Source organism: Micromonospora sp. CPM1 (assembly GCF_023896895.1).
Taxonomy (GTDB): domain Bacteria; phylum Actinomycetota; class Actinomycetes; order Mycobacteriales; family Micromonosporaceae; genus Micromonospora; species Micromonospora tulbaghiae.
Genome location: NZ_JAMHIU010000003.1, coordinates 105,942 through 132,764, shown reverse-complemented (window position 1 = coordinate 132,764; position 26,823 = coordinate 105,942). Strand labels below are relative to the sequence as shown.

The window sequence follows — 26,823 nt, the reverse complement described above, 5'->3', positions numbered from 1 at the left end:
GGGCCGGCTGGCCGGTCAGGCCGATCATGAGGATCAGGGCGCCGCCGAGCAGGTGGCTCATCCGACGCGAGGGTCTCCGAATCGTCACAGGCACTCCTCGTCCACTACAGGGGGGCGACTGCGCTCACGTCGCCGGTTCGCCGCACCCTATAGCGTGACGTTTGTCTATGTCGATACCTTGCATCAACGCTCTCTTTGATGAAGACTTCCTTCAGATGCGGGGCCGGCCCCGTACCGTCGCGGTCTTGCCCGGCGCGCCACGGCCGGGCAGCATCGTGCGGATGCCGCCCACCGACCTGCTGCGGGTCCGCGACCTGGTGCCCGACTTCCTCGCCTGCGCCGGCCGCGGCGCGCCGGAACTCCCGGCCTCCCGTTACCCGGCCGGGCATCCGGACGTGGCGCGGGCGCTGCGCCGCGACGGCGACTGGTCCGACGCCGCCCGGGTGGCCGCCGTCCTCGACGGGCTCCGCGACCGCGCCGCCGACCTGGCGGCAAGAGCCGAGACGGTACGCGTGGCGCTGCCCCACGGCGTCGCGGCGGTGGCCGGCGCGCTGGGCTGGTCCGGCGACGGCGGGCCGGTCGAGTGCGTCGTGCTGGTCGGGCTGAACCAGGCCAACGGCTGGGCCGGCGAGCTGAACGGCAGATACGCGCTCTTCCTCGCCGTGGAACAACTCGGGCCGCCGGAGGACCTCGACCTGCTGGTGCGGCACGAGGCCGCGCACGTGGTGCACGACCGCCGCGTCGCGATCCGCGACTGGCCCGAGTACGGGGTGGCGAACGCGCTGTTCACCGAAGGGCTCGCCACGCAGGTCACCGCGGAACTCGACGCCGGACGGCCGGACGAGGCGTACCTCTGGTTCGGCCGCCCCGGCCACCGCCCCTGGCTCGACGAGTGCCGCCGCCGGTGGCCGAAGATCCTGCGGCGCGTACGCGCCGACCTCGACGCCACCGACGCCGAGCACCACGCCCCGTACTTCCTGATGCGGGACTCGCCGCTGGCCGGCGACCTGCCCAAACGGTGCGGCTACCTGGTCGGCCTGACCGCGGTACGGCGCCTGCGCCGCCACCACACCCTACGCGACCTGGCCGCCTGGCCCTTGCCGAGGGTGCGATCGGAGATGGCCGCCGCCCTGACCGACCTCCCCCCACCCCCCTGACGCCCCACCCGGCCCGGCCCCGCCCCGCCCCGCCGCGACGATCATGAGGTTAGCGGCGCCTGCGGTCCGATTTGTCGCCGCTAACTTCATGATCGTCCGGCGGAGGCGCTGGTGTGGCGCGCCCCGGGCTCCCGCTCGCCGCCTCACCCCGCGATCTTGCACTTCCTGCCCGACTCCGCCGGCTCCGCTGCGCGATCTTGCGGTTTCGGCCCTGCGTTTCGCGGCTTTGCACCATTTGTCGGGGCCGAGAGTGCAAGATCGCGGGGCATGGGAGCCGGGGGTGGGGGCGGCGCCGGGGCCACGGGGGTGGGATTGGCGGTGTCGGGGTGGGGGAGGGGGTGGCTAGCGTCGGGCCATGGAGCTGGAGCAGGCGCAGAAGTTGTGGCAGCCCGAGCCGGGCTGGTTGAACACGGCCACCTATGGACTGCCGCCGGAGCCGGTGTGGGACGCCGTACAGCGGGTGCTCGCCGACTGGCGGACCGGGCGGGTGTCGTTCGAGGTGTGGGAGGAGTCGGTGGACCGCTCCCGGGCCGCCTTCGCCCGGCTGACCGGTGTGGACGTCGCCGACGTGAGCGTCGGCGCCAGCGCGTCGCAACTCGTCGCGCCGATCGCGGCCGGGCTGCCGGCGGGCGCGACCGTGGTGGTGCCCGAGACCGAGTTCACCTCGATCCTGTTCCCGTGGCTGGTCCAGCAGGAGCGCGGCGTGCGGGTACGCACCGTGCCGCTGGCCGGCCTGGTCGACGCGATCGACGCCGACACGGACCTGGTGGCGTTCAGCGTTGTGCAGTCCGCCGACGGCACTGTGACTCCGTACGACGAGATCGTCGCGGCGGCCCGGGCGCACGGCGCGTTCGTGGTGGCCGACGCGACGCAGGCGTGCGGGTGGCTGCCGTTCGCGGCGGACCGGGCCGACGCGGTGGTGGTGGCGGCGTACAAGTGGTTGATGGCGCCGCGCGGCTCGGCCTTCGCCTACCTGGCCCCGGCGCTGCGCGAGCGGATGCGCCCGGACGCGGCCGGGTGGTACGCCGGAAGCGACCCGCACGCCTCCTACTACGGACCGCCGCTACGCCTGGCCGACGACGCCCGGCGTTTCGACATCTCCCCGGCCTGGATGAGCTACGCCGGGGCGGCTCCGGCGCTGGAACTGCTCGCCGACCTGGACCCGGAGGCGGTGCGCGCGTACGACGTGGGGCTGGCCAACCGGTTCCTGGCCGGGCTGGGCCGGCCGCCCGGCGACAGCGCGATCGTCACAGTGGACGTGCCGGACGCGCAGGAGCGGCTGGCCCGGGCGGGGGTGCGCGCGGCGGTACGGGCCGGCCGGGTCCGCGCCTCGTTCCACCTCTACACGACCGAGGCGGACGTGGACCGGGCGGTCGAGGCCCTGACCGGCTGACCCCGCAACCGGAGAGCGGCCGGGAGCGGCCCGTAGGCGGCGAGAACGGCCGGCGCGTCACTGCGCGCCGGCCGTCCCGAACCGCTCAGCAGACGTCGAAGGTCGCGGACGTGTAGGAGAGCAGTTTCCATCCGCGGTCCGGTCCGAGGGTCATGTCCCACCTGCCGTCGGTCCGGCGACCGAGCTGGAAGTAGTCGGTGGTTCCGTCGTAGGCGTACCAGCCCTCGCCCTCCCAGACGACGAGCCGGGTGGCCGCCCGGGACAGGGTCCTGGCCCCGACGACGCCGTCGGCGACGAGGCCCCGGGCGCTCTGCCACCGCTTCGTGGCCGCCGTCGTCTGCGGCCCGAACCGGCAGTCGACGTCGGAGTGGGTGAGGTAGCCGTCGGCCCACAGGATCATCTGCCACATGGCGACGACGTTGCTGTACGAGCGTGTCGACGCCGAGATCGGGCCCTCGTCGCCCCAGTCGTCCCGCCAGTCGCCGGAACCCGTGATGTACCCCTGACTCACGCTCGCCGAGGCCGGTGCGGCCGAGACCGCGAGGACTCCGAGCATGGCGGCGGCCGTCGTGAGCGCGACGGCCGTGATTCGAGTACGCATGTGCATCTCCTCCGGCTGGTGGTGCCTTTGCCGGGGACACACCTGGCGCCCGTAGCCGGTTGCGCAGAGTCAGAGTCGAGACACAAGGCGTCAGGCCAGGTGGCCGCCGATCTTCGTGTACCCGCGCAGCAGGTCGCGGGAGATGATCAGCCGCTGCATCTCGTCGGTGCCCTCGAAGATCCGGTACAGCCGGACCTGCCGGTACCAGCGTTCGATCGGCAGCTCACGGGTGTAGCCCATGCCGCCGTGGATCTGGAGCACCCGGTCCACCACGCGGTTGACCATGCCGGCGCCGTAGAGCTTGCCCATCGAGGAGGCGTGCCGGGGGTCGAGGCCCTGGTCGACCGTCCAGGCCGAGCGCAGGATCAGCCAGCGGGCCGCCTCCAGCTCGGTCTCCGAGTCGGCGATCATCCACTGGATGGCCTGGTTGGTGCCGATCGGCGCGCCGAACGTCTCGCGCGTGTTGGCGTGGTCGATCGCCATCTGGAGGGCGCGTTCGGCGATGCCGATGGCGTGCGAGGGGATGGTGTAGCGGCCCTTGCCGATCCACTCCATGCCGAGCGTGAAGCCCTGCCCGATCTCGCCGAGGATGTTGCGGTGCGGCACGCGTACGCCGTCGAAGATCAGCGAGGCGGGGCCGCCCTCGCCCATGGTCTGGATGAACTCGGACCGCCAGCCCATCGCGCGGTCCACCAGGAACGCGGTGGCGCCGCCGCGGCGGGCGCCCTTCTCCGGGTCGGTGACCGCGACCACGATGGCGAAGTCGGCGTCGTTGCCGTTGGTGATGAACGTCTTCTCGCCGTCGAGGACCCAGTCGTCGCCGTCGCGGCGGGCGCGCAGCTTGATGTTCGCCGCGTCGGAGCCCGCGCCGGGCTCGGTGATGGCGAAGCAGGAGATCCGTTCGCCCTCGATGGTGGGGATGAGGAACTCGCGCTTCTGCTCCTCGGTGGCGTGGAACAGGATGTTGTCTGCCTCGCCGCCGAAGCGGAACGGCACGAAGCTGCGGCCCAGTTCGGTCCAGATCAGCGACTGCATCACCGCAGGCAGGGCCATGCCGCCGTACTCCTCGGGCGTGGCCAGCCCCCAGAAGCCGAACTTCTTGGCCTTGAGCTGGAGTTCGCGCAGCTCGGAGCGGTCCAGGCCGGGCTGGTGGGCGCGTTCGCGGCGCAGCACCTCCGCCTCCAGCGGCATCACCTCGCGGGTGACGAACGTGCGAACGGTGTCCCGGATCGCGCGTTCCTCGTCTGACAGTGCGAAGTCCACGGTGCCCCCTCAGGTCGACTGGCTATAAACTAGCGCTGGAAGTTTTGCCGCGTCCAGACCCGATGTCGAAAGGAGGATGATGACCAGGTGCCCCGACCCCGACAAGCCCTGCTCACCCGCGACCGGATCGTCGAGACCGCGCTGGCGCTGATCGACGCCGACGGGCTGGACGCGCTCTCGACCCGTCGGCTCGCCGCCGCGCTGGGCGTCCGCGGCCCCTCGCTCTACAACCACTTCGCCACCAAGGAGGAGATCCTCGACGCGGTGGCCGACGGCGTCGCGGCAACTGTCGACATCGGCGTCTTCGAGGAGTACGACTGGCTCGACGCGCTCGGTCGCTGGGCGCGCTCGTACCGGGCCGCGCTGGCCGCGCACCCGAACATCGTGCCGTACCTGGCGCAGGGGCCGGGCCGCCGTCCCGCCGCGCTCGCCATGGCCGACGCGGTCTACGGCTCACTGGTCCGGGCCGGCTGGCCGCCCGCGCGGGCCACGCACATCGGCGCCGCGATGCGCTACTTCGTGGCCGGGTCCGCGCTCGGCTCGTTCGCCCGCGGCTTCGTCGAGGACCCCTCGCTCTACGCCGCGCACCCGCACCTCAACCAGGCCCACCGCCTCGCCGGCCATCAGCGCAGCGTGGACGAGGGGGCGTTCGCGCTCGGCCTGGACGCGCTGCTGCACGGGCTGGCCGCCGAGTACGCGGCCACCGTCGCCCCGCTGGAACGGGTCGGCGGTCCGGAGTAGCGTCGAAACTCCCACCGCTAGTTTCCACCGCCCCCGAAGGACGCCATGGATCTCGCCGCCGCCCCTCCCGCCCTGCTGACGCGCCGCCACCTGCACGTCGCCGGTGACTGGGTCGACCCGTCGTCGGGCGACACCATCCCGGTCGAGAACCCGGCCACCGGGAGCATCGTCGGCGAGGTGCCCGCCGGCACACCGGCCGACGTGGACCGCGCGGTCGCCGCCGCCCGCGCCGCGTTCCCCGGCTGGGCCGCCACCGCCCCCGAGCAGCGGGCCGCGCACCTGGACCGGCTGCACGCCGCGCTCGCCGCCCGCGCCGACGAGATCGCCCGCACGGTGGCGACCGAGCTGGGTACCCCGCTCAAGCTCGCCACGCGCGTCCAGGCCGGCCTGCCGCTGACAGTGCTGCGGACCATGGTCGACCTGGCCGCCCGCCCGGCCGCCGAGCACACGGTCGGCAACTCGCTCGTGGTCCGGGAGCCGGTCGGCGTGGTCGGGGCGATCACCCCGTGGAACTACCCGCTGCACCAGGTGGTCGCCAAGGTCGCGCCCGCGCTCGCCGCCGGGTGCACAGTGGTGCTGAAGCCGAGCGAGCTGACGCCGCTGACCGCGTACCTGCTGTTCGACGCGATCACCGACGCCGGCCTGCCGCCCGGCGTGGTGAACCTGGTGCCCGGCACCGGCCCGGTGGTCGGCGAGGCGCTCGCCGCGCACCCCGACGTCGACCTGGTCTCGTTCACCGGCTCCACCGCCACCGGCCGGCGCATCGCCCACCTGGCCGCCGAGCGGATCGCCCGGGTGTCGCTGGAACTCGGCGGCAAGTCGGCGAACGTCGTCCTGGCCGACGCCGACCTGCCCACCGCGGTCAAGGTCGGCGTGGGCAACGCGCTGCTGAACTCCGGGCAGACCTGCACCGCCTGGACCCGGATGCTGGTGCACCGCGACCGCTACGCCGAGGCGCTGGACCTGGTCGCGGCGGCGGTGGCCGGCTACCGGCTCGGCGGCCCCTTCGACCCGGCCACCCGGCTCGGCCCGCTGGCCTCCGCCGCGCAGGCCCAGCGGGTACGCGACCACGTCGACCGGGCGCTCGCCGACGGCGCCCGGCTCGTCGCCGGTGGCCCGGACGCGCCACTGCCGCCGCAGGGGCACTTCGTGGCGCCCACCGTCTTCGCCGACGTGCACCCGGACAGCGCGCTCGCCCAGGAGGAGGTGTTCGGGCCGGTGCTCGCGGTGATCCCGTTCGCCGACACCGACGAGGCGGTCGCCATCGCCAACAACTCCCGGTACGGGCTGGCCGGCGCGGTCTGGTCGGCCGACGAGGAGGCGGCGCTGGCAGTGGCGCGGCGGATGCGTACCGGCCAGGTGGACGTCAACGGCGGCGCGTTCAACCCGCTCGCCCCGTTCGGCGGCTACAAGCAGTCCGGCCTCGGCCGCGAGCTTGGCGCGTACGGCATGGAGGAGTTCACCGAGGTGAAGGCGATCCAGCGATGAGGGCGCTCGTGGTGCGCGGCCGGGGCGAGACACCGGCGGTCGAGGACGTACGGCTGCCCGCGCCCGGCCCGGGTGAGCTGCGGGTACGCATCCGCGCCGCCGGCATCTGCCACTCCGACCTGGCCATGGTGGACGGCACGCTGGCGCCCGCGTACCCGCTGGTGCTGGGGCACGAGGCCACGGGCGTGGTGGCCGAGGCCGGGCCCGGCACGACGCTCGCGGTCGGCACACCCGTGGTGCTCAACTGGGCGCCGGCCTGCCGGGAGTGCTGGCACTGCCGGCACGGCGAGCCGTGGCTCTGCGCCGCCAACCCCAACCCGTCGACACCCCGGGGCGAGACGGCTGCCGGTGAGCCGCTTCAGGTCACGCTCGGGCTCGGCGCGCTCGCCGAGGAGGTGGTGGTGCCGCAGCACGCCGCCGTGCCGGTGCCGGCCGGACTGCCGCCGGAGCAGGCCGCGGTGCTGGGCTGCGCGGTGCTCACCGGCGTCGGCGCGGTCCGCAACACCGCGCGGGTCGTACCCGGCGAGTCGGTGGCGGTGATCGGGCTCGGCGGGGTGGGCCTGGCCGTGCTGACCGCCGCGCGGCGGGCCGGCGCGTCGCCGATCCTCGCCGTGGACGTGGTGGAGGCCAAGCGGGACCTGGCGCTCGCCGCCGGGGCCACCGACTTCCTGCGCTCGGACGACCGGCTGGGCAAGGAGATCCGGGTCCGCACCGAGGGACGCGGCGTGGACCACGCGTTCGAGTGCGTCGGCCGGTCCGCCACCATCCGCGCCGCCTGGCGGGCGACGCGGCGCGGGGGAGCGGTCACCGTGGTCGGCATGGGCGGCAAGGACGACATGCTCAGCCTCTCCGCGCTGGACATCTTCCACTCCGCGCGCACGCTGCGCTCCTCGGTGTACGGCTCGACCGACCCGGACCGGGAGGTGCCGGAGCTGGCCGAGGCGCTCGCCGCCGGTGACCTGGACCTTGGGCCGCTGGTGAGCGGCACGGTGCCGCTGACCGAGGCGCCCGCCGCGCTGGAGCGGCTGGCCCGCGGCGAGGGCGCCCGCTGGGTGGTCACCTTCCCGGACTGATCCGGCTCCGGGCCGGATTCGCCGGTGGCGCATCCGGATCGGGCCGTGCGGACGAACCCCTGGGTAGGAGAGCTACCCGGGGGTACGTCCGTTGCTGACCGAGAACATGCCGGCCTGGGCCGCCGAGACGGCCCGCAAACGGCTGACCGCCGCCGCCGAGGACCTGGACGACAACCGGGTCGCCGGGCTGGTGCTCGACCTGGCCGCCGAGGCCGGGGTGGTGCCCGCCTGGGAACAGGTGTGCCTGCCGCTGCTGGGCACGCTGCGCGGCGACAGCGCCGCCGAGATCGCCGTCGAGCACGCCCTCTCCGAGGGGGTACGCGTCGGCCTGGACGTGTTCGGCCGTGAGCCGTCCCGGCCGCTTCCCGCCCAGGGCGTGCTGCTCGCCGGCGCCGAGCACGAGACGCACTGCCTCGGGCTGCACGCCCTCGCCGCGGCGCTGCGCGAACGCGGCCGGGGCGCGCTGCACCTCGGCCCGGCGCTGCCCTGGTCCGCGCTGGCCGGCGCGGTGGTCCGGGTCCGCCCGCGGGTGGTGGTGGTCTGGTCGCAGTCGCCGCTGACGGGCCGCGCGTACCGCCTGGTCCGTCTGCGGCGGGACCTGCCCGGGGTACGCGTGCTCGCCGCCGGCCCGGGGTGGATCGAGCCGTTCCCGCCCTCGTCGGCCGTGCCGCGTCGCCTCACCACGCTCGGTGAGGCGACGCTGGCCTGCCTCGCCGGAGGCGGCGCCTGACGCCAGGGCGCCTGACCGGCCCGCGCCTGACGCCGGCTGCCTGATCGGCTCGCCTGACGCCCGCCGCCTGGCATCCGGTCAGCCGGCGCGGAGGCCGCGCAGCAGCGTGGCGACGGCGGCCTCCGGGTCGAAGCCGTCATCGGGGGAGGCGAGCTGGTTGCTCAGCAGCCCGTCGACGAGCGCCAGCAGCATCCGGAAGTGGGCGGGCGGATCGGCCGAGCCGAGCGTGGCGAGCAGCGGCTCGCCCCAGCCGGCCAGCCGTGCCCGGGCGGCCTCGATCGCCGGGCGCAGGTCGGGCCGCACGGCCGCCTCGACGAACAGCGCGTACCGGGCCAGGGTGACCACCCGCTGCTGGTCGGTGAACTCCCGGATCAGCCGGCCGACCACGGCGGCGAACGCGGCGACGTCGCCCGGCGGCAGGTCCGCGGCGAGCCGTTGCCAGGCCGCCGTCTCCACCTCGACCAGCCGGTCGAAGACGCCGGTGACCAGCGCCTCCCGGGTGCGGAACCGGTTGGACGCCGAGCCTTCGGGCAGGCCCGCCTCCGCGTCCACGGCCCGGTGGGTGAGCTGCCGCGGCCCTCCGGTGCCGAGCACCCGGATGGCGGCGTCGAGCAGGAGCTGCCGGCGATCGGTCACCCGGTCAGACTACAGCCGTAGTGTGGCCGACTACATCTGTAGTACGGTGACCGCATGGGCGGACGCGCGGTCGTGGTCGGGGGCGGCATCGGCGGGCTCGCGGCGGGCATCGGCCTGCGCGCGGCGGGCTGGGAGGTGACGGTCCTGGAGCGGTCGGCCGCGTTGCCGCACAGCGGCACCGGGCTCGGCATCTGGCCCGCCGCGATGCGCGCCCTGGACGCCCTCGGCGTCGGCGACGAGGTGCGCCGCCGGGGCAGCCGTCAGGCCGGCGGGTCGATCCGCCGTCCCGACGGCAGCCGGATCGCCACCGTCGACGTCGAGCGGCTGGAACGCCGGCACGGCGAGCCGGTGCACCTGGTCACGCGGCCGGTGCTGCTCGCCGTCCTGGCCGGCGCGCTGCCCGGCCCGGCGCTGCGCCTCGGCGCGCCGGTGGTCGACCCGGCGTCACTGCGCGACGCGTACGACCTGGTGGTGGGCGCGGACGGGATCAACAGCGTGGTGCGCGCGCAGATGTACGGGCGGCGGTACCCGCTGCGCTACGCGGGCGCGGTGGCCTGGCGCGGCGTGGTCGACATGGACCTGGCCGAGGGTGGCGAGACCTGGGGGCGGGGGCGCAAGTTCGGGCTGACCCCGGCCGGGCCGGGCCGCACCAACTGGTACGCCGCGGTGCGGCTGCCCGAGGGGCACCCGGCGCCGCCGGACGACCGGGCCGAGCTGCGCCGCCTCTTCGGCGACTGGCATTCGCCGGTGCCGGAGGTGCTCGACGCGCTCACCCCGGAGGGGATCCTGCGGCACGAGATCCGCGACCTGACGCCGCTGCCGTCGTACGTGTCCGGCCGGACGGCGCTGCTCGGCGACGCCGCGCACGCGATGACTCCGGACCTCGGGCAGGGCGCCTGTCAGGCGCTGATCGACGCGGTCGCGCTCGCCGACTGCGTACGCGACGCCTCAGACGTGCCGGCCGCGCTGCGCGCGTACGACGGGCGACGCCGGCGGCCCACGCAGCGGATCGCGGCCGGCGCGCGATGGGCCGGGCGGCTGTCCGGCGTGCGGCGGCTGCTGCCGGTACGGGACGCGCTGCTGCGGATGGCGCTGGCGGCCGGCCCACCCACGTGACCTGAGACACATCCGATACGAACCCGTTCCGTATCGAAACCGGCTCACCTAGGCTCGGTAACGTTACGAGTCTGACCCGTATCGTATTTCGAACGCGGGTGAACCGGGGGGAGAACGGCAGTGGAACCACACGAGAACACCGGACACCCGAGGAGGTGGGCGATCCTCGGGGTGCTGGTGATCAGCCTCCTCGTGGTCGTCCTCGACAACACCATCCTCAACGTCGCGCTGCGCACCCTGGCCGACCCGGTGCACGGCCTCGGCGCCACCCAGGGCGAGCTGGAGTGGGCGATCAACTCCTACACGCTCGTCTTCGCCGGACTGCTGTTCACCTTCGGCGTGCTCGGTGACCGGCTCGGCCGCCGCCGCTTCCTGATCCTCGGGCTGGCGCTGTTCGGCCTGTCCTCGCTGCTGTCCGCGTACGCGCAGGACCCGGGCCAGCTCATCGCGGCCCGCGCGCTGATGGGCGTCGGCGGCGCGGCCATCATGCCGGTGACACTCTCGATCATCTCCAACGTCTTCGACCCGCGCGAGCGCGCCAAGGCGATCGGCGTCTGGGCCGGCGCGGTCGGCCTCGCGGTGGCGATCGGCCCGGTGCTCGGCGGCGCGCTGCTGGAGCACTTCTGGTGGGGCTCGGTCTTCCTGATCAACGTGCCGGTGGTGGCGCTCGGCGTGGTACTCGTCGCGGCCCTGGTCCCCGAGTCGCGCGACCCGAAGCCCGGCCGGGTCGACCTGCTCGGCGTGCTGCTCTCGGTGGTCGGCCTGGTCGCGCTCACCTACGGCATCATCGACGGCGGCGAGCACGGCTTCGGCCGCCCGCAGGTGTGGGTCGCGGTGCTCGGCGGTCTCGCGGTGCTCGGCTGGTTCGTCGCCCACGAGCTGCGCAGCGACCACCCGTCGCTGGACGTACGGCTGTTCCGGGTGCCCCGCTTCGCCGCCCCGGTGGCCCTGGTCGGGCTGGTCTTCTTCGCCGCGATGGGCGTGATGTTCTTCGGCGCGTTCTACCTCCAGCTCGTCCGCGGCTACAGCCCGCTGGAGAGCGGCCTGCTGTTCCTGCCGTTCGCCGCGGCCCAGCTCATCTTCGCGCCGCGCAGCGCGGCGATGGTCCGCCGCTACGGCGGCCGGGCGGTCGCCGCCGTCGGGCTGCTGCTCACCACTGTGGCGCTCGCCGCGTTCGTCTTCATCGACGCGGACACCCCGATCTGGATCTTCTCGGCGCTCGGTTTCCTCCAGGGCGCCGGGATGGCCAACATCATGCCGCCGGCCACCGAGTCGATCATGTCCTCGCTGCCCCGGGAGAAGGCCGGCGTCGGTTCCGCAGTCAGCAACACCGTGCGCCAGGTGGCCGGCGCGCTCGGCGTGGCGGTGCTCGGCTCGGTGCTCTCCGCTGTCTACCGCGACCAGGTCGGCCCGGCGGTGGCGGCCCTGCCCGCCCCGGTGCGCGACGCGGCCCGCGAGTCGGTCTCCGGGGCGTACGCGGTCGCCGGCCGGCTCGGCCCCGACGCGCCGCGGCTGATCGACGCGGCGAACGACTCGTTCGTCTCGGCCATGCACTGGGCGGCGGGTACCTCCGCGGTGGTGGCCGCGCTCGGCATCGTGATCGTGCTGCGCTGGATGCCGGGCCGGCCGGTCGTCGCCCCCGACGCGACGCCGGTCACCGACCGGGAGTTGGCCGGTACCGCGTAGGTTCGTGGACAATGTCTGACATGACTTCCACGGCGGATGCTCCGCGGTCGCCCGGGCGACCGCGGAGCACCCGCGCGGACGAGGCGATCGTCGACGCCACCCTCGACCTGCTGGCCGAGGGCAGCACCATAGAGTCGCTGTCCATCGAGGCGATCGCGGCCCGCGCCGGCGTCGGCAAGGCCACCATCTACCGCCGCTGGCCGGGCAAGGACGCGTTGCTGCTGGACGCGTTGCGCACGCTCAAGGGGCCCGCGCCCCGCACCGCCGGGCGCTCCGTCCGCGACGACCTGGTGCTGCTCGTCGGCGCCGTGGGCCAGCACGCCGACCCCCGGGTCCGCAAGATCATGCCCTGCCTGGTGCCCGAGGTGAACCGCAGCTCGGCCCACCGGCAGGCGTACGAGGCGATCGTCGAGCCCCGGCGCGCGGCGCTGCGCGAGGTGCTGCGCCGCGGGATCGAGCAGGGCGAGCTGCGCGCCGACCTCGACGTCGAGGTGACCATGTCGCTGCTCACCGCGCCGATGCTCACCCAGCGGATGCTGCGCTGGCACCCCGAGCGTGACGAGCGGATGCTGCCCGAGCGGATCGTGGACACGGTCCTGGACGGCCTGCGCGTGCGCTGATCCCCGGGTCGCCGTGCCCGGCCGCTCAGCGGCCGGGCGTGCGCAGCCGGTGCAGGCGCAGCGCTAGCTGCACCTCCAGCGCCCGCTCCGGCCGCTGCCAGTCCGCGCCGAGCAGGTGCCCGACCCGCTCCAGCCGCTGGGTGACCGTGTTGACGTGCACGTGCAGCTGCTCGGCGGCGCGAGCCAGGCTGCCGCCCACCCCGAAGTACGCCTCCAGCGTCTTCACCAGCGCGGTGCCCCGCCGGGCGTCGTAGTCCAGCACCGGCCCCACCGTGGTGGCGAGGAACCGGGCCACGTCCCGGTCCCCGGCGTCACCGACCGCGCCCAGCAGCAACCCGACGAACCCCAGCTCGGCGGTGCTCGCCCCCTGCCCGGCCCGGCCCAGCGCACCGAGCGCGGACAGGCAGCGCTCCGCCTCGGCGAACGTGACAGCGAGCGACGCCGGGCCGGTCGACGGCCCGCTCGCCCCGGCGGTCACCGGCCGGCCGGTCACCCGGGACAGATCCCGCGCCACCGCGCGTGCCGCACCACCGGCGTCGTGGCCGGGCAGCATCAGCACCACCCGCCCGTCGCGCGCCGCGGCCAGGCCACCCCGGGTCGAGGCGTACGTGGTGGCCCAGGACAGCACCCGCTGCCGGGCGGAGCCGGTCTCGGCGAACGCGTCGTCGCCGACCGCGACCAGCACGTGCGGGGCGTCCAGGTCCACCCCGATCCGGCGGGCCCGTGCCCGCAGCGCGTCGGCGTCGCGCAGCGGCCGGGCGATCAGGTCGTCCAGCAGCTCGCCGCGGACCCGTCCCTCCGCCTCGGCCACGGTCCGGCGGAACAGCAGCAGCAACGCGGTCACCAGCGCGGCCCGCTCCAGGATGCGCTGGTCGGCGTCGACCAGCTCGTCGTCCGGGCGCAGCACCAGCGCGCCCAGGTTCTCCGCACCGGCCACCACCGCCGCGTACCAGAGCGGGCCCCGGCGCACGCTCCGCCCCTCCGTACGCGACGCGGCCACCGCCTCCACGATGTCGGCCCGGTCCGGCTCCTCGATCTCACCGACCCGGGCCAGCCGCCGGCCCTCGGCGTCCAGCGCCAGCAGCGCGCCGCCGAGCACCTCGGTGACCGCCGCCGCCACGTCCTCCATCCCGCCGCCGCGCACCACCAGCGCGGTCATCCGGTCGTGCGCGGCGGCGGCACGCTCCACCGAGCTGCTGTGCGCCCGGATGGTGCTGTTCGCCGCCGACAGCTCCGCCAGCGCCGCACGGGTCTCGGCGAGCAGGCGCGCGGTGTCGATCGCCACCGCCGCGTGCGCCGCCAGGGACACCAGCAGCGACACCTCCTCGCGGGCGAACGGCCGGGCCGAGCGGTTCGCCGCGTACAGCACGCCGATCACGCTGGACCCCAGCCGCAGCGGCACGCCGAGGATGGCCACCAGCCCTTCCTCGCCCACCCCGCCGTCGATCTCGCCGGTGTGCCGGAACCGCTCGTCCTCCTGGTAGTTCGAGGTGACGTACGGGGTGCCGGTCTGCGCGACCAGCCCGCCCAGCCCGTCGCCCAGCTCCAGCCGCAGCCGCTGGAACCGGGCCGAGATCGAGCCGTCGGTGACCCGCATGTACGTGTCGCCGCGCTCGTCGTCGTTGAGCGTCATGTACGCCACGTCGGTGCCGAGCAGGATCCGCGCCCGGTGCACGATCGCGCGCAGCACGTCGTCCAGGTCGCGCAGGCCGGCCAGGTCGCTCGCGGTGTCGTACAGGCCGGACAGCTCGGTCTCCCGGCGGCGCCGGCGGGCCAGCAGCGCCCGAACCCGCAGCGCCACCACCTTCGCCTGCTCCAGCTCGGCCAGCCGTTCGGCGGGCAGGCCGGCGGCGCGCGCGGCCACCAGCGGGCCCTCGAACTCGACCGCGGCGGCCTCGCGCGCCAGCAGCTCCAGGAACTCGACCGGCGACGACATGACCGACATTGTGCGCGGGGCCACTAGTTCGCCGTCCAGCCCCCGTCGAGGGCGATCGAGGTGCCGGTGAGGAACGCGGCGGGCGGCGAGCACAGGTACGCCACCAGTTCGGCCACCTCCGCCGGCTCGATCAGCCGCTTGATCGCCGCCCGGGCCAGCATGATCTTCTCGACCACCTCGTCCTCGCCGATGCCGTGGGTGGCCGCCTGGTCGGCGATCTGGCTCTCCACCAGCGCGGTGCGCACGTACGCCGGGTTGATGCAGTTGGCGGTGACACCGTGCGCGGCGCCCTCCAGCGCGACCACCTTGGACAGGCCCTCCAGCGCGTGCTTGGCCGAGACGTACGCCGACTTGAACGGCGACGCGCGCAGCCCGTGCACCGAGGAGATGTTCACGATCCGGCCCCAGCCGTTCGCGTACATCCGGGGCAGCGCGCGGCGGATCAGCAGGAACGGCGCCTCCACCATCACCCGCTGGATGTACTCGAAGCGCTCGACCGGGAAGTCCTGCACCGGCGCGACGTGTTGCAGCCCGGCGTTGTTGACCACGATGTCGGCGTCGGCGTCGAGCGCGTCCACCGCCGCCGGGTCGGCCAGGTCGATCCCCACGGCCCGGCCGCCGGTCTCGGCGGCCACCGCCTCGGCCGCGGCCACGTCGCGGTCCAGCACCACCACCGTCGCGCCGGCCGCCGCCAGGCGCAGGGCGCAGGCCCGCCCGATGCCGCCGCCACCACCTGTGACCAGCGCGGTGCGACCGGTCAGGTCGACGTGTACGACGTGGGGGACCGCCACGGGTTCTGCCGTCATGGCGCATGAACGTACGAGCCGGGTGCCCCCCGGCACATGGGGCGGCGGCACATACTCCACCGCCCGCGTGTGTGGTGCGCCGCGTCACCGTCCGCGCCCGGCGTGTCCGCCCGCCCCGCTGTCGGCGCGCACCAGTAGGGTGTGTCGAACACACGTACTGCTGGCGGCTCGGGGAGGAGGCGGCGTGCGCGTGCTGGGCGTCGACCCGGGGCTGACCCGGTGCGGGGTCGGCGTGGTCGAGGGCGTGCCGGGCCGCCCCTGCACGCTCGTGGCCTACTACGTGGTCTACACCGACCCCGAGGACGACCTCGCGCTGCGCCTGCTGCACCTGGACCGCTCGCTCACCGAGCTGGTCGCCGAGCACCGGCCGGACGCGGTCGCGGTGGAGCGCGTGTTCAGCCAGCACAACGTCCGCACCGTGATGGGCACCGCCCAGGCCAGCGGCGTCGCGGTCCTCGCCGGGGCCCGGGCCGGGCTGCCGGTGACGACGTACACGCCGAGCGAGGTGAAGGCCGCGGTGACCGGCTCCGGCCAGGCCGACAAGAAGCAGATGACCACCATGGTCACCCGGCTGCTGCGGCTGCCCGAGCCGCCGAAGCCGGCCGACGCCGCCGACGCCCTGGCGCTGGCCATCTGCCACGTGTGGCGCGGCGGCACGCGGTCCAAGCTGGCCGCCGCCGCGCAACAGGCCCGACGAGGAGGGACGCGATGATCGCGAGCGTACGCGGCACGGTGACCGCCACCGGCCCGGATCACGCGGTGGTGGAGGTGGGCGGCATCGGCCTGGCCGTGCAGTGCGCCCCCGGCACGCTCGCCGACCTGCGCGTGGGCCAGCCCGCCCGGCTCGCCACCAGCCTGGTGGTCCGGGAGGACTCGCTCACCCTCTACGGCTTCGCCGACGACGACGCCAAGCAGCTGTTCGAGCTGCTCCAGACCGCCAGCGGGGTCGGTCCCCGGCTGGCCCAGGCGGTGCTCGCCGTGCACACGCCGGACGCGGTCCGCAAGGCCATCGCCAACGCCGACACCGCGGCGCTGACCCGGGTGCCGGGCATCGGCAAGAAGGGCGCCGAGCGGCTGGTGCTGGAGCTGCGCGACCGGGTCGGCCCGGTGCCGGTGGGCGCCGACGGCGCGGCCGGGGTGACCGCCGGCACCTGGCCGGAGCAGGTCCGCCAGGCGCTCGTCGGGCTCGGCTGGACGGCGGGCCAGGCCGAGCAGGCGGTGGCCGCGGTGGCGGAGACCGTCGACGGCGAGACCCCGCCGGTTCCGGTGCTGCTCAAGCAGGCCATCCGCCTCCTGGGCCGGACCCGATGACCGGAGAGAACCTGGTCTCGGCGTACGTGGACGACGCCGAGCGGGACGCCGAGGCGAGCGTCCGCCCGAAGCGGCTCGACGAGTTCATCGCCCAGCACCGCGTCCGCGACCAGCTCGACCTGCTGTTGCAGGGCGCGATGCGGCGCGGCTCCCCGCCCGACCACATCCTGCTGTCGGGCCCGCCTGGCCTCGGCAAGACGACGCTGGCCAACATCGTCGCCGCCGAGCTGGGCACCGGGATCCGGGTGACCAGCGGCCCGGCCATCGAGCGCTCCGGCGACCTGGCCGCGATCCTGACCAGCCTCGCCGAGGGCGACGTGCTGTTCATCGACGAGATCCACCGGATCGCCAAGCCGGCCGAGGAGCTGCTCTACAGCGCCATGGAGGACTTCCGGGTCGACGTGGTGGTCGGCAAGGGGCCGGGCGCCACCGCCATCCCGCTCGACGTGGAGCCGTTCACGCTCGTCGGCGCCACCACCCGGTCCGGCCTGCTGACCGGCCCGATGCGCGACCGGTTCGGCTTCGTCGCGCATCTCGACTTCTACGCACCGGCCGACCTGGAGACGCTGCTGCACCGGTCGGCCCGCATCCTCGGGGTGCCGATCACCGCGGACGGCGCGGCGGAGGTCGCCGGCCGGTCCCGGGGCACCCCGCGTATCGCGAACCGGCTGCTGCGCCGCGTCCGCGACTACGCCGAGGTGCGCGCCGACGGCGTGGTCACGCTGGAGACGGCGCGGGCCGCGCTGACCGTCTACGACGTGGACGCGCTGGGCCTGGACCGGCTCGACCGGGCGGTGCTGACCGCGCTGGTCGACTCGTTCCGGGGCGGTCCGGTGGGCCTGTCCACGCTCGCCGTGGCGGTGGGGGAGCAGCCGGACACGGTCGAGGAGGTCTGCGAGCCGTTCCTGGTCCGGGCCGGGCTGCTGGCCCGTACTCCGCGCGGGCGGGTGGCCACCGAGGCCGCCTGGCGCCATCTGGGCCGTACGCCCCCGAATGGTACATTTGGTGCGGATGCCCCTCCGGGGCCCGATCTGTTCTCGGTGCAGACCGACCAGCCGTGATCCGTTCGTGATCTGTGCCGCATTCGGTCTTCTCAGGAGCAGGGACTAGACTTCGCCGCGGTTTGTACAGGACGTGAGAATCCGCTTCCGCTGCGGCGCCCTCCGGCGCCGGGGTGGAGGCCAACCGGAAGGTCTACACCGTGCTTTACGCAGCAGCGAGTGGCGGGGGAGCCGGCAGTCTGACGCCGATCCTCATGATCGCTCTGCTTTTCGTCGTCATGTACTTCATGATGATCCGTCCGCAGCAGAAGCGCCGCCGCGAGGCCGAGCAGATGCAGGCCGCTCTCGCCCCGGGCGACGAGGTGGTCACCATCGGCGGCCTGCACGGCACGGTCACCGCGGTCGAGGACGAGACGGTCCTGCTCGAGGTCGCCCCGGGCGTGCAGACCCGGTACGCCCGTCCCGCCGTCGCGCGCGTGATCAAGCGCTCCGAGGCGCCGGCGGCCGAGACGATCACCGAGGAAGCCGAGCCGGTCAAGGAGTGACCACCCGTCCCGGACGGGGCAGCGGATTCATCCGTACAAGTGGATAGTTGGGGTCGGCGCGCGGCGCCGGCATCCGGCCGGGCCGTGCGGCGCCCCCGCGCCGCGCTCCAGCCGGCGTGCCGTCCTCCGGTGCCGACCCGCCGGAGCAGTCGGGCGGACACCCCCGGCCCGACAGTTGTCGCCGCCGTGGAAGCGGCGCGACCGTACAGGGAGACAGGACAGCCGTGGCACCACCTCAGGGACAGATGCGGCCCGGACGGCAGCTCGCCGTGCTCGGGCTCATCTTCGTCGTCCTCTATCTATTGGTGTTCTTCTCGGGCGGCGCCAGCGGCGGCTGGAAGGACCGGTTGGAGCCGCGGCTCGGCCTGGACCTCGTCGGCGGCACCCGGCTGACGCTCGAGGCCACCAACACGGTGGACGGCAAGCCCCCGACCGCCGACAACCTCGAGGAGGCCCGGCAGATCATCGAGAGCCGGGTCAACGCGTACGGCGTGGCCGAGGCCGAGGTGGTCACCGAGGGCAACCGCAACATCGTCATCTCCCTGCCCGGCCAGAACCGCGACCTGACCGACGTCGGTGAGGCCGCCGAGCTGCGCTTCCGCAAGGTGCTCAAGGCCACCGACGGCAGCGGCGCCGCGGTCGCGCCCGCGCCGACGCCCAGCGCCACCCCGTCCGGTGCCGCCACCCCGTCGGGCAGCGCGTCGCCGAAGGCGAGCACGAGCCCCAAGGTGAGCGGGTCGCCGAGCGCCGGCGGGCAGGGCGGCATGGCCCCCACGCCGAGCGCCAGCGCCTCCGCGTCCCCGTCGGCCTCGCCGAGCGCCGCCGCGCCGAGCCCGAGCGCCAGCGCCGAGCCGGTTCCGCAGAGCATCGAGCAGCAGCGCAAGGCCGTCGAGCAGAAGGTCGGCGCGGCCGCCTGGGCCGCCGCCTCGGGCCTGCAGGCCCCGGCGGACCTGACCACCGACCCGTCGCTGGCGGACAAGCTCAAGCCGTTCGGCACGCTCACCCCGCAGGAGATCGCCGTCCTGCCGGTGGAGATGCAGTTCAACGTCCCGACCATCACCTGCGCCCAGCTCGACAAGCGGCCCGCCGCCTCGATCAAGGACGAGAAGCAGAAGGCGGTCGCCTGCGAGTCCGGCGCCAAGTACCTGCTGGACGTCGCGAAGGTGCTGGGCACCGACGTCAAGAACGCCTCCGCCCAGCTCGACCAGACCAGCTCCTGGGTGGTCAGTCTCAACTTCACCGGCGGCGGCCAGGAGAAGTGGACCGCGCTGACCCGCGAGGCGTTCACCAACGAGGGCCAGGCCTGCGACCAGACCGCGCTCGGCCAGGACGGCAAGTGCCGGGTCGCCGTGGTGCTGGACAACGAGATCGTCTCGTCCCCGGAGATCCAGGGCGTGCTGACCGGTGACTCGCAGATCACCGGCAGCTTCGACAACAAGGCCGCGAACGCGCTCGCCAGCCAGCTGCGCTACGGCGCGCTGCCGGTGACGTTCGAGCCGCAGGAGCAGCAGAACGTCACCGCGACGCTCGGCGACAGCCACCTCAAGGCGGGTCTGCTGGCGGCCGGCATCGGCATGCTGCTGGTCATCATCTACTCGTTCTTCTACTACCGGCTGCTCGGCTCGGTCATCTTCCTGAGCCTGGTGCTCTCCGCGCTGCTGGTGTTCGGCGCGCTCGTGGTGCTCGGCCGGTCGATCGGCTTCACGCTCACGCTCGCCGGCATCGCCGGCATGATCGTCTCGCTGGGCGTCGCGGCGGACTCGTTCGTCATCTACTTCGAACGACTGAAAGACGAGATCCGGGAGGGCCGCAGTCCACGCAGCGCGGTGCCCCGCGCCTGGATCCGGGCCCGCCGGACGATCATCTCGGCCAACGCCATCACGCTGATGTCGGCAGTGGTGCTCTACATCGTGTCCGTCGGCGCGGTGAAGGGCTTCGCCTTCGCGCTCGGCCTGGCGACCGTGCTCGACCTGGTCGTCGTGTTCCTCTTCCGCCACCCGATCATGACGATGTTCGCCCGTACCCGGGCGTTCCTGTCGCCGCGGGTCAGCGGTCTGGGCCGGGCGCTGCCGGCCCGGTCGGCCGAGCCGGGCAACGCCCGCAACCCGCGTGTGAAGGAGGCCTGAGATGGCTAAGAGCGGTCTGGCCGCCCGGCTCTACCGGGGTGAGGCGGATCTCAACATCGTCGGGCGGCGCAAGCTGTGGTTCGGCGTGGCCGGCGTGCTCGTGCTGATCGCCGTGCTGAGCTTCGCGATCAGCGGCTTCAAGCTGGGCATCGAGTTCGCGGGCGGCAACTCGTTCCAGGTGCCGGCCAGCGTCGGCACGCTGGACCAGGCCGAGCGGACCGTCGACGACGTGCTGGCCGACGAGGCGCCGGGCGTCGAGGTGGTCAGCGCGCAGAAGGTCGGCGGCACCAGCGGCGAGTTCTACGAGATGCGCACCGGCCAGCTCTCCGCCGAGCAGGCCAACGCGGCCAAGACCGCGATGGCGCAGGAGTTCGGCATCCCGGCCGACCAGATCAGCGGCAGCCAGGTCTCCGAGGCCTGGGGCAGCCAGGTCACCTCGCGCGCCTTCCTCGGCCTGGTGATCTTCATCGCGGTGGTGTCGATCTACCTGGTGCTGCGCTTCGAGTGGCGGATGGCTGCCGCCGCGATCGTCTCGCTGCTGACCAACCTGGCCCTGACCGCCGGCATCTACTCGCTGGTCGGCTTCGAGGTCACCCCGTCGACGATCATCGGCTTCCTCACGATCCTGGGCTTCGCGCTCTACGACGTGGTGGTGGTCTTCGACAAGGTGCAGGAGAACACGCGCGGCATCACCGCGAACAACAACGTCACCTACGGCGAGGCGTCCAACCTGGCGCTCAACCAGAGCCTCATGCGGTCGCTGAACACCTCGGTGGTGGCGCTGCTGCCGGTCGGCGGCCTGCTCTTCATCGGCGCCGGCCTGCTCGGCGCCGGCACGCTGAAGGACCTCGGCCTGGTGCTGTTCGTCGGTATGGCGGTGGCGTTCCTGACTTCGATCCTGCTGGCCACGCCGCTGCTGGTGCTGCTGAAGAACATGGACCCGCGGATCAGCGCCCACAACAAGCGGGTGCTGTCCCGCCGGGCCGCGCTCGCCCGGGGCGAGATCACGCCGAAGGGCCCGCGTACCGCAGCGCCGGCCGCCGACGCGCCGATCGACCCGGACGCGGCCGCGCTGGCCGGAGCCGCACCCAAGGTGGGCGCCCGGCCCGCGGGCAAGCGCCCCAGCGGCGCCCGCGGCGGCCGTCCCGCCGGTGGCGGCGGCAACCGGCCCGGCGGCAAGCGCCGCTGACCGCGGGGCCGGACGGAATCGGTCCGACGGCGTCCGTCATGCTGATGTCACGGCATGACGGACGCCGTCGTCGTTTCGAGAGGACATGGGACGCACCGTGACGGAGACCCACACCGCAGGGGTACGCGGAGACAGCGGCCCGGAGGTCGCCCAGCTCGTCGCCAGCCGGTTGCTGGACGTGCCGGACTTCCCCAAGCCGGGTGTCGTGTTCAAGGACCTGATGCCGCTGTTCGCCGACGGTGAGGCGTTCCGGGCGGTTATCGACGGCATCATCGCGTACCACGGGCGGGACTCGTTCGACACGGTCGCCGGCATCGAGGCGCGCGGGTTCGTGCTGGCGGCGGCGGTCGCGTACGCCACCGGCGTCGGCGTGGTGCCGGTGCGCAAGGCCGGCAAGCTGCCCCGGGCCACCCACTCGGCCTCCTACGCGCTGGAGTACGGCGAGGCGACGCTGGAGGTGCACCAGGACGCGTTCACCGCCGGTCACCGGGTGCTGGTGCTCGACGACGTGCTCGCCACCGGCGGGACCGCCGAGGCCACGCTCGACCTGGTGGAACGGGCCGGCGGGACGGTGGCCGGGTTCACCGTGCTGCTGGAGCTGGGCTTCCTCGAGGGCCGTAAGCGGCTGGCGCAGCGCCCGGTCCATGCCCTGTTGACCGTTTGACCGGGCCGGCCCGTCGGGCCGGTCGGCGCCGACCGTCCGGGGGAGCGGTGGCGTACCCTGCGTACGGGTAGCATTGCCCTTTGCCCGGCCCGGCCGAGATCTCCGGGGCGGCGAAGGCGCCGGGGCCCGGCCCCGGCGACCGCGTGGAACAACACCGGCCCCCGGGCCGGTTGAACCAGACGTCGGCCGGACGGCCGGCGCATCCCGGCGAGCGGTGAGGAGGCCGGTGTCCCACGATGTCGTCCCTCCGGTGGAGGGCACGGTGCACCCGACAGGCGACGCGGACGGCTCGGTGACCGAGCGCAGCGGCAACCCGCCGGCCCGGGCGACCGGCGCCACCGGCGGCGCGTCCGACGCGACGGCCGACGGCGGGGCGGTCGTGGTGCCGTTCCCGACCGAGGGTTCCACCGAGTCCACGCCCGGCAGCGGTTTCGCCCTCTCCAACGCGCCCACCGGCCGGCGGGTACGCGCCCGGCTGGCCCGGTTCAACGCGCCCTGGCAGACCTCGCAGGTCAGCGAGGTGCTGGAACCGTTGATCGCGACGCACCGGGAGAACCACCCCAAGGCCGACGCGCGGCTGCTCCAGCGCGCCTTCGACACGGCCGCGCGGTGGCACTCGGGGCAGTACCGCAAGTCCGGCGACCCCTACATCACGCACCCGCTCGCGGTGGCGACCATCCTGGCGAACCTGGGCATGGACACCACCACGCTGGTCGCGGCGCTGCTGCACGACACCATCGAGGACACCGAGTACACGCTCGACCAGATGCGCGCCGACTTCGGCGGTGAGGTCGCGCTGCTCGTCGACGGCGTCACCAAGCTCGACAAGGTCAAGCTCGGGGACGCGGCGAAGGCCGAGACCATCCGCAAGATGGTCGTCGCGATGGCGAAGGACCCCCGGGTCCTGGTGATCAAGCTGGCCGACCGGCTGCACAACATGCGGACCCTGACCTTCCTGCCCCGCCCGAAGCAGGAGCAGAAGGCCAAGGAGACGCTGGAGATCCTGGCCCCGCTGGCGCACCGCCTCGGTATGAACACGATCAAGTGGGAGCTGGAGGATCTCGCCTTCGGCACGCTGTTCCCGAAGCGGTTCGAGGAGATCAACCGGCTGATCGGGGAGCACCAGCCGCAGCGCGAGGCGCTGCTGCGCCAGGTGACCCAGAAGGTGTCCACCGACCTGAAGGCCGCCAAGATCAAGGCGGAGACGACCGGGCGGCCGAAGCACCTCTACTCGATCTACCAGAAGATGATCGTGCGGGGGCGCGACTTCAACGACATCTACGACCTGGTGGGCGTGCGGATCCTGGTCGACACGGTTCGGGACTGCTACGCGGCGCTGGGGGTCATCCACGCCAACTGGCAGCCGGTGCCGGGCCGGTTCAAGGACTACATCGCCATGCCCAAGTTCAACATGTACCAGTCGTTGCACACGACTGTCATCGGGCCCACCGGCAAGCCGGTGGAGATGCAGATCCGCACGTACGCGATGCACCGTACCGCCGAGTTCGGCATCGCCGCGCACTGGAAGTACAAGGAGCACAAGGGCACCCCGGTGGTGGGCCCGCCGGCGCACATCGACGAGATGACCTGGCTGCGGCAGCTGCTGGACTGGCAGCGCGAGGCGGCCGACCCGAGCGAGTTCCTGGACGCGCTGCGGTTCGACCTGTCCAGCCAGGAGGTGTACGTCTTCACGCCCAAGGGCGACGTCATCCCGCTGCCGACCGGGTCGACGCCTGTGGACTTCGCGTACGCGGTGCACACCGAGGTCGGGCACAAGTGCATCGGCGCGCGGGTCAACGGCAAGCTGGTGCCGCTGGAGTCGACGCTGTCCAACGGCGACGTGATCGAGATCTTCACGTCGAAGTCCGACACGGCCGGTCCCACGCAGGACTGGCTGGGCTTCGTCAAGAGCCCGCGGGCGCGTACGAAGATCCGCCAGTACTTCAACAAGGAGCGGCGCGAGGAGGCGATCGAGGCCGGCAAGGACGCGATCGTCAAGGCGATGCGCAAGCAGGGCATGCCGTTGCAGCGGATGCTCACCTCGGACGCGCTGATGGCGATCGCCCGGGACCTGCACCTGGCCGACGTGGCCTCGCTGTACGCGGCGGTCGGCGACAGCCAGGTCTCCGCGCAGTCGGTCGTGCAGAAGCTGATGGCGTCCTACGGCGGTGAGGAGGGCGCGGCGGAGGACATCGCCGAGACCGCCGTCGCCACCCGGCCGCCGCGCAGCCGGCAGAGCAGCGCCGACCCGGGCGTGGTGGTCCGCGGCGTCAGCGACGTCTGGATCAAGCTGGCCCGCTGCTGCACGCCCGTACCGCCGGACTCGGTGTTCGGGTTCGTCACCCGCTCCGGCGGGGTCAGCGTGCACCGGGACGACTGCGCCAACGCCGAGGACCTGCGCGCCCAGCCCGAGCGGGTGGTCGAGGTGAGCTGGAAGCTCACGTCCGCCTCCACGTTCCTGGTCGCCATCCAGGTCGAGGCGCTGGACCGGCACAAGCTGCTCGCCGACGTGACGCGGGTGCTGTCCGAGGAGCGGGTCAACATCCTCTCCGCGACCGTCACCACCACCCGCGACCGGGTGGCGGTGAGCCGGTTCAGCTTCGAGATGGCCGACCCGAAGCACCTCGGCCACCTGCTGGCCGCCGTGCGGAAGGTCGACGGCGTGTTCGACGCGTACCGGGTCACCTCGGGGGCCTGACCCACCCACGCACGCGAAAGCGCCCGCCGGCTGCGATCAGCCGGCGGGCGCTTCGTCGTCGTGCGGGTGCGGTCAGCCGCCCTCGACCGGGCTCATCGTCACCTTGGTCATGGTGATCTCCTTCTTCGGGTGACCACCGCCGGCCTGCTTGGCGAACGCGCCGTCGTCACCGGCCGCGGCGACCTGCTTCACCACGTCCATGCCACCGGTGATGGTGCCCAGCACCGTGTAGTTCGGGTCGAGCGGCGAGTCGCCGTACACGATGAAGAACTGGCTGCCGGTGCTGCCCGGCTGGCCAGAGTTGGCCATCGCGATGACACCCTCCGGGTACGGCGGGCGCTTGTCGGTGGGGAGGTTCTCCTCGGCCAGGTTGTACGACGGGCCGCCGGTGCCGTCGGTGTCCCGCCAGCCCTTGCCGGTGGCGCTCGGGTCGCCGCACTGGAGCACCTTGATGCCCTCGGTGACCAGCCGGTGGCACTTGGTGTTGTCGAAGAAGCCCTTGCTGGCCAGGTGCGTGAAGCTGCCGGCGGTGCAGGGCACCTTGGCGCGGTCGATCTTGGCGGTGATCGGGCCCAGGTTGGTGTCGATCGTCATCGTCTGGGAGCCCTTGCCGGCCTGCTGGGCCGGCGGCAGGCCGACGTCCTTGATCTGCGGCGGCCGGCCCTCCTTGGGCACCTCCGTGTACGCGCACTGCACAGCGTCGGCCCCGGCGGCGGTGCCGCCCTGCTTCTCGTCGTCGTCGCCGAGCGCGGCGACGAGCCAGACCGTGCCGGCCACGACGAGCACCAGCACCGCCGCGGCCCCGACGATGGCCTGGGTCTGCCGGCGCTTGCGGGCCCGGCCGGCCCGTTCCGCCATCTCCCGCTCGAGCTTGGCCCGCGCCGCCGCGCGCTGGCGGTCTCTGGTGGACGTCACGGTCACTCCTCACCTGCTGCGTATGGGGTCGGCGCGCGCGCCGCCGGGTCACGTGTGGGTCACCGGCGGCGGGCCGCCGGATCGGGTTGTCGGGTCAGCCCGCGCTGGCGCTGGGCGAGGGCGCGGGGCTTTCGGCCGGCGCCGCGCCGGGCTCGCCGACTGTGACGCTCTGGACCAGCACCTGCGTCTTCGGCTTGACCTTGGCGCCGTTGCCATTGTCCACCGTCGGCATGGCGCCGATCTTCTCCACCACGTCGAGCCCGCCGGTGACCTTGCCGACCACCGAGTAGGCCGGCTTGGCCGGGCTGGCGTCCTTGAAGAAGATCAGGAACTGGCTGCTGTTGCTGCCGGGCGGGTTGCCGATCATGGCGACCGTGCCCTTCGGGTACGTCGGGGCCTGCCCGGGCGCCGGCGAGGCCGACGGGCTGGGCTCCGCCGCGGCCGGGACGTTCTCGTCGTAGAACGAGTAGGTCGGGCCGCCGAGCCCGGTGCCGGTCGGGTCACCGCAGCGCAGCGCACCCTCGGCGGTGATCTCGTGGCAGGTGGTGTTGTCGAAGAACGACCGGCCGGCCAGGTAGCTCAGGCTCGCCGCGCCGCACGGCGCGTCGGTCTGGTCCAGCTCGACGGTGATCGGCCCACCCTGGTTGGTGGTGATCGTCATCGGGCGGGTGCCCGAGGTCGGCAGGCCCGTGGTGGGCGGCTGGCCGACGTCCTTGAGGTTGGTGTTGACGGCACCGTCCTCCGCGGTCCAGAGGCAGACGTCCTCGGCGGCCTTCTTCTCCGGCTCGGAGTCGAACGCGCCGAGTGCCCAGGCCGAGCCGGCCACGATCAGCACGAGCACCACCGCGGCGCCCACGCCGGCCCGGATCTGCCGGCGGCGCTTCGCGACCGCCGCCCGCCGGGCGAGCTGCCGGTCGAGCTTGGCGCGCGCCAGTTTGCGCTGCCGGTCCCTGCTGGAAGCCACGTGCGCTCCCCTTCCTCTGCCTGATCGCCGCCGGCGCCGGGCGCCGTCCGCCGTTCCGATCGGGGTGCGCCACGCCACACGCCCGCCAGAGTGTACGGGTAGCGACTGTGAAAGTGGTGTACGAGGTCCGGTCATCTCAGCCCGGCCGGGGCGGACGGGGCCGG

General features: G+C 73.6%; 24 protein-coding genes. 17 read left to right on the top strand and 7 right to left on the bottom strand.

Annotation, left to right across the window (positions count from 1 at the left end; genetic code table 11):
* Positions 1-281 precede the first annotated feature (281 nt).
* Positions 282-1,157: a DUF2268 domain-containing putative Zn-dependent protease gene (locus M8C11_RS05025; RefSeq protein ID WP_252448560.1), complete on the top strand. Its 876-nt coding sequence runs from the start codon at positions 282-284 to the stop codon at positions 1,155-1,157.
* Between the two features lie 355 nt (positions 1,158-1,512).
* On the top strand, positions 1,513-2,550 hold the full coding sequence (locus tag M8C11_RS05020; protein WP_252448559.1) for an aminotransferase class V-fold PLP-dependent enzyme: 1,038 nt from the start codon (positions 1,513-1,515) through the stop codon (positions 2,548-2,550).
* 85 nt (positions 2,551-2,635) lie between these two features.
* On the opposite strand, the gene M8C11_RS05015 is transcribed toward M8C11_RS05020, so the two are convergent.
* Both M8C11_RS05015 and M8C11_RS05010 read right to left on the bottom strand, forming a co-directional pair.
* Positions 2,636-3,151 carry a peptidoglycan-binding protein gene (locus M8C11_RS05015; RefSeq protein ID WP_252448558.1) on the bottom strand — a complete coding sequence of 172 codons (516 nt, stop codon included), beginning with the start codon at positions 3,149-3,151 and terminating at the stop codon, positions 2,636-2,638.
* A 90-nt stretch (positions 3,152-3,241) separates the two neighbouring features.
* Positions 3,242-4,414 (bottom strand): acyl-CoA dehydrogenase family protein, encoded by a 1,173-nt coding sequence (locus M8C11_RS05010; protein ID WP_252448557.1) that lies wholly within the window; start codon positions 4,412-4,414, stop codon positions 3,242-3,244.
* A gap of 87 nt (positions 4,415-4,501) precedes the next feature.
* Here M8C11_RS05010 and M8C11_RS05005 point away from each other — a divergent pair, with 87 nt between their 5' ends.
* The 4 genes from M8C11_RS05005 (at position 4,502) to M8C11_RS04990 (ending at position 8,446) form a co-directional block, all read left to right on the top strand.
* A complete protein-coding gene (locus M8C11_RS05005) occupies positions 4,502-5,155 on the top strand; it encodes a TetR/AcrR family transcriptional regulator (RefSeq protein WP_252448556.1) in 654 nt (217 codons plus the stop codon).
* A 45-nt stretch (positions 5,156-5,200) separates the two neighbouring features.
* Positions 5,201-6,643, top strand: a complete 1,443-nt coding sequence (locus M8C11_RS05000) for an aldehyde dehydrogenase family protein (protein WP_252448555.1) — start codon at positions 5,201-5,203, stop codon at positions 6,641-6,643.
* Complete coding sequence (locus M8C11_RS04995) at positions 6,640-7,716, top strand: alcohol dehydrogenase catalytic domain-containing protein (protein ID WP_252448554.1); 1,077 nt, start codon at positions 6,640-6,642, stop codon at positions 7,714-7,716. Before M8C11_RS05000 ends, M8C11_RS04995 begins: the two co-directional genes overlap by 4 nt.
* Positions 7,717-7,807: 91 nt before the next feature.
* Positions 7,808-8,446 (top strand): transcriptional regulator, encoded by a 639-nt coding sequence (locus M8C11_RS04990; protein WP_252448552.1) that lies wholly within the window; start codon positions 7,808-7,810, stop codon positions 8,444-8,446.
* A gap of 78 nt (positions 8,447-8,524) precedes the next feature.
* Here M8C11_RS04990 and M8C11_RS04985 read toward each other — a convergent pair whose 3' ends face one another.
* The gene (locus M8C11_RS04985) at positions 8,525-9,082 is read right to left on the bottom strand and encodes a TetR/AcrR family transcriptional regulator (RefSeq protein WP_120570547.1); all 558 of its coding nucleotides are present in this window, start codon (positions 9,080-9,082) and stop codon (positions 8,525-8,527) included.
* Between the two features lie 54 nt (positions 9,083-9,136).
* Here M8C11_RS04985 and M8C11_RS04980 point away from each other — a divergent pair, with 54 nt between their 5' ends.
* From M8C11_RS04980 to M8C11_RS04970, 3 genes are all read left to right on the top strand, one after another.
* On the top strand, positions 9,137-10,198 hold the full coding sequence (locus M8C11_RS04980) for an FAD-dependent monooxygenase (RefSeq protein ID WP_252448551.1): 1,062 nt from the start codon (positions 9,137-9,139) through the stop codon (positions 10,196-10,198).
* A gap of 120 nt (positions 10,199-10,318) precedes the next feature.
* Positions 10,319-11,884, top strand: coding sequence for an MFS transporter (locus tag M8C11_RS04975; RefSeq protein WP_252448550.1), 1,566 nt, complete (start codon positions 10,319-10,321; stop codon positions 11,882-11,884).
* Positions 11,885-11,895: 11 nt separating this feature from the next.
* Positions 11,896-12,504, top strand: coding sequence for a TetR/AcrR family transcriptional regulator (locus tag M8C11_RS04970; protein WP_252448549.1), 609 nt, complete (start codon positions 11,896-11,898; stop codon positions 12,502-12,504).
* Positions 12,505-12,529: 25 nt separating this feature from the next.
* On the opposite strand, the gene M8C11_RS04965 is transcribed toward M8C11_RS04970, so the two are convergent.
* Both M8C11_RS04965 and M8C11_RS04960 read right to left on the bottom strand, forming a co-directional pair.
* A complete protein-coding gene (locus M8C11_RS04965; RefSeq protein ID WP_121683421.1) occupies positions 12,530-14,449 on the bottom strand; it encodes a helix-turn-helix domain-containing protein in 1,920 nt (639 codons plus the stop codon).
* A gap of 14 nt (positions 14,450-14,463) precedes the next feature.
* Entirely contained in the window at positions 14,464-15,246 is a 783-nt protein-coding gene (locus M8C11_RS04960; RefSeq protein ID WP_252448548.1) for a 3-hydroxybutyrate dehydrogenase, read from the bottom strand.
* Between the two features lie 184 nt (positions 15,247-15,430).
* Between M8C11_RS04960 and ruvC the strand changes: the two genes are divergently transcribed.
* The 8 genes from ruvC (at position 15,431) to M8C11_RS04920 (ending at position 24,780) form a co-directional block, all read left to right on the top strand.
* Entirely contained in the window at positions 15,431-15,958 is a 528-nt protein-coding gene (ruvC, locus tag M8C11_RS04955; protein WP_252448547.1) for a crossover junction endodeoxyribonuclease RuvC, read from the top strand.
* Complete coding sequence (gene ruvA / locus M8C11_RS04950) at positions 15,955-16,557, top strand: Holliday junction branch migration protein RuvA (protein ID WP_252448546.1); 603 nt, start codon at positions 15,955-15,957, stop codon at positions 16,555-16,557. Before ruvC ends, ruvA begins: the two co-directional genes overlap by 4 nt.
* Positions 16,554-17,618 carry a Holliday junction branch migration DNA helicase RuvB gene (gene ruvB, locus M8C11_RS04945; RefSeq protein ID WP_120570539.1) on the top strand — a complete coding sequence of 355 codons (1,065 nt, stop codon included), beginning with the start codon at positions 16,554-16,556 and terminating at the stop codon, positions 17,616-17,618. Before ruvA ends, ruvB begins: the two co-directional genes overlap by 4 nt.
* Before the next feature lie 140 nt (positions 17,619-17,758).
* On the top strand, positions 17,759-18,103 hold the full coding sequence (gene yajC, locus M8C11_RS04940; RefSeq protein ID WP_199733067.1) for a preprotein translocase subunit YajC: 345 nt from the start codon (positions 17,759-17,761) through the stop codon (positions 18,101-18,103).
* Positions 18,104-18,327: 224 nt separating this feature from the next.
* Entirely contained in the window at positions 18,328-20,229 is a 1,902-nt protein-coding gene (secD, locus tag M8C11_RS04935; protein ID WP_252448544.1) for a protein translocase subunit SecD, read from the top strand.
* 1 nt (position 20,230) lies between these two features.
* Positions 20,231-21,418, top strand: coding sequence for a protein translocase subunit SecF (gene secF / locus M8C11_RS04930; RefSeq protein WP_252448542.1), 1,188 nt, complete (start codon positions 20,231-20,233; stop codon positions 21,416-21,418).
* A 97-nt stretch (positions 21,419-21,515) separates the two neighbouring features.
* Positions 21,516-22,082, top strand: a complete 567-nt coding sequence (locus M8C11_RS04925) for an adenine phosphoribosyltransferase (protein WP_120573853.1) — start codon at positions 21,516-21,518, stop codon at positions 22,080-22,082.
* Positions 22,083-22,308: 226 nt separating this feature from the next.
* On the top strand, positions 22,309-24,780 hold the full coding sequence (locus M8C11_RS04920; RefSeq protein ID WP_013285470.1) for a bifunctional (p)ppGpp synthetase/guanosine-3',5'-bis(diphosphate) 3'-pyrophosphohydrolase: 2,472 nt from the start codon (positions 22,309-22,311) through the stop codon (positions 24,778-24,780).
* Between the two features lie 72 nt (positions 24,781-24,852).
* On the opposite strand, the gene M8C11_RS04915 is transcribed toward M8C11_RS04920, so the two are convergent.
* Complete coding sequence (locus M8C11_RS04915; protein WP_252448540.1) at positions 24,853-25,695, bottom strand: peptidylprolyl isomerase; 843 nt, start codon at positions 25,693-25,695, stop codon at positions 24,853-24,855.
* A gap of 94 nt (positions 25,696-25,789) precedes the next feature.
* Positions 25,790-26,659 carry a peptidylprolyl isomerase gene (locus tag M8C11_RS04910; RefSeq protein WP_120570534.1) on the bottom strand — a complete coding sequence of 290 codons (870 nt, stop codon included), beginning with the start codon at positions 26,657-26,659 and terminating at the stop codon, positions 25,790-25,792.
* Positions 26,660-26,823 lie beyond the last annotated feature (164 nt).

Bases quoted from the DNA above. Each gene is read 5' to 3' on its own strand.
- M8C11_RS05025 (WP_252448560.1), top strand. From the start codon at position 282: ATGCCGCCCACCGACCTGCTGCGGGTCCGCGACCTGGTGCCCGACTTC.
- M8C11_RS05020 (WP_252448559.1), top strand. From the start codon at position 1,513: ATGGAGCTGGAGCAGGCGCAGAAGTTGTGGCAGCCCGAGCCGGGCTGG.
- M8C11_RS05015 (WP_252448558.1), bottom strand. From the start codon at position 3,151: ATGCGTACTCGAATCACGGCCGTCGCGCTCACGACGGCCGCCGCCATG.
- M8C11_RS05000 (WP_252448555.1), top strand. From the start codon at position 5,201: ATGGATCTCGCCGCCGCCCCTCCCGCCCTGCTGACGCGCCGCCACCTG.
- M8C11_RS04995 (WP_252448554.1), top strand. From the start codon at position 6,640: ATGAGGGCGCTCGTGGTGCGCGGCCGGGGCGAGACACCGGCGGTCGAG.
- M8C11_RS04980 (WP_252448551.1), top strand. From the start codon at position 9,137: ATGGGCGGACGCGCGGTCGTGGTCGGGGGCGGCATCGGCGGGCTCGCG.
- M8C11_RS04970 (WP_252448549.1), top strand. From the start codon at position 11,896: ATGTCTGACATGACTTCCACGGCGGATGCTCCGCGGTCGCCCGGGCGA.
- M8C11_RS04965 (WP_121683421.1), bottom strand. From the start codon at position 14,449: ATGTCGGTCATGTCGTCGCCGGTCGAGTTCCTGGAGCTGCTGGCGCGC.
- M8C11_RS04960 (WP_252448548.1), bottom strand. From the start codon at position 15,246: ATGACGGCAGAACCCGTGGCGGTCCCCCACGTCGTACACGTCGACCTG.
- ruvA (WP_252448546.1), top strand. From the start codon at position 15,955: ATGATCGCGAGCGTACGCGGCACGGTGACCGCCACCGGCCCGGATCAC.
- ruvB (WP_120570539.1), top strand. From the start codon at position 16,554: ATGACCGGAGAGAACCTGGTCTCGGCGTACGTGGACGACGCCGAGCGG.
- secF (WP_252448542.1), top strand. From the start codon at position 20,231: ATGGCTAAGAGCGGTCTGGCCGCCCGGCTCTACCGGGGTGAGGCGGAT.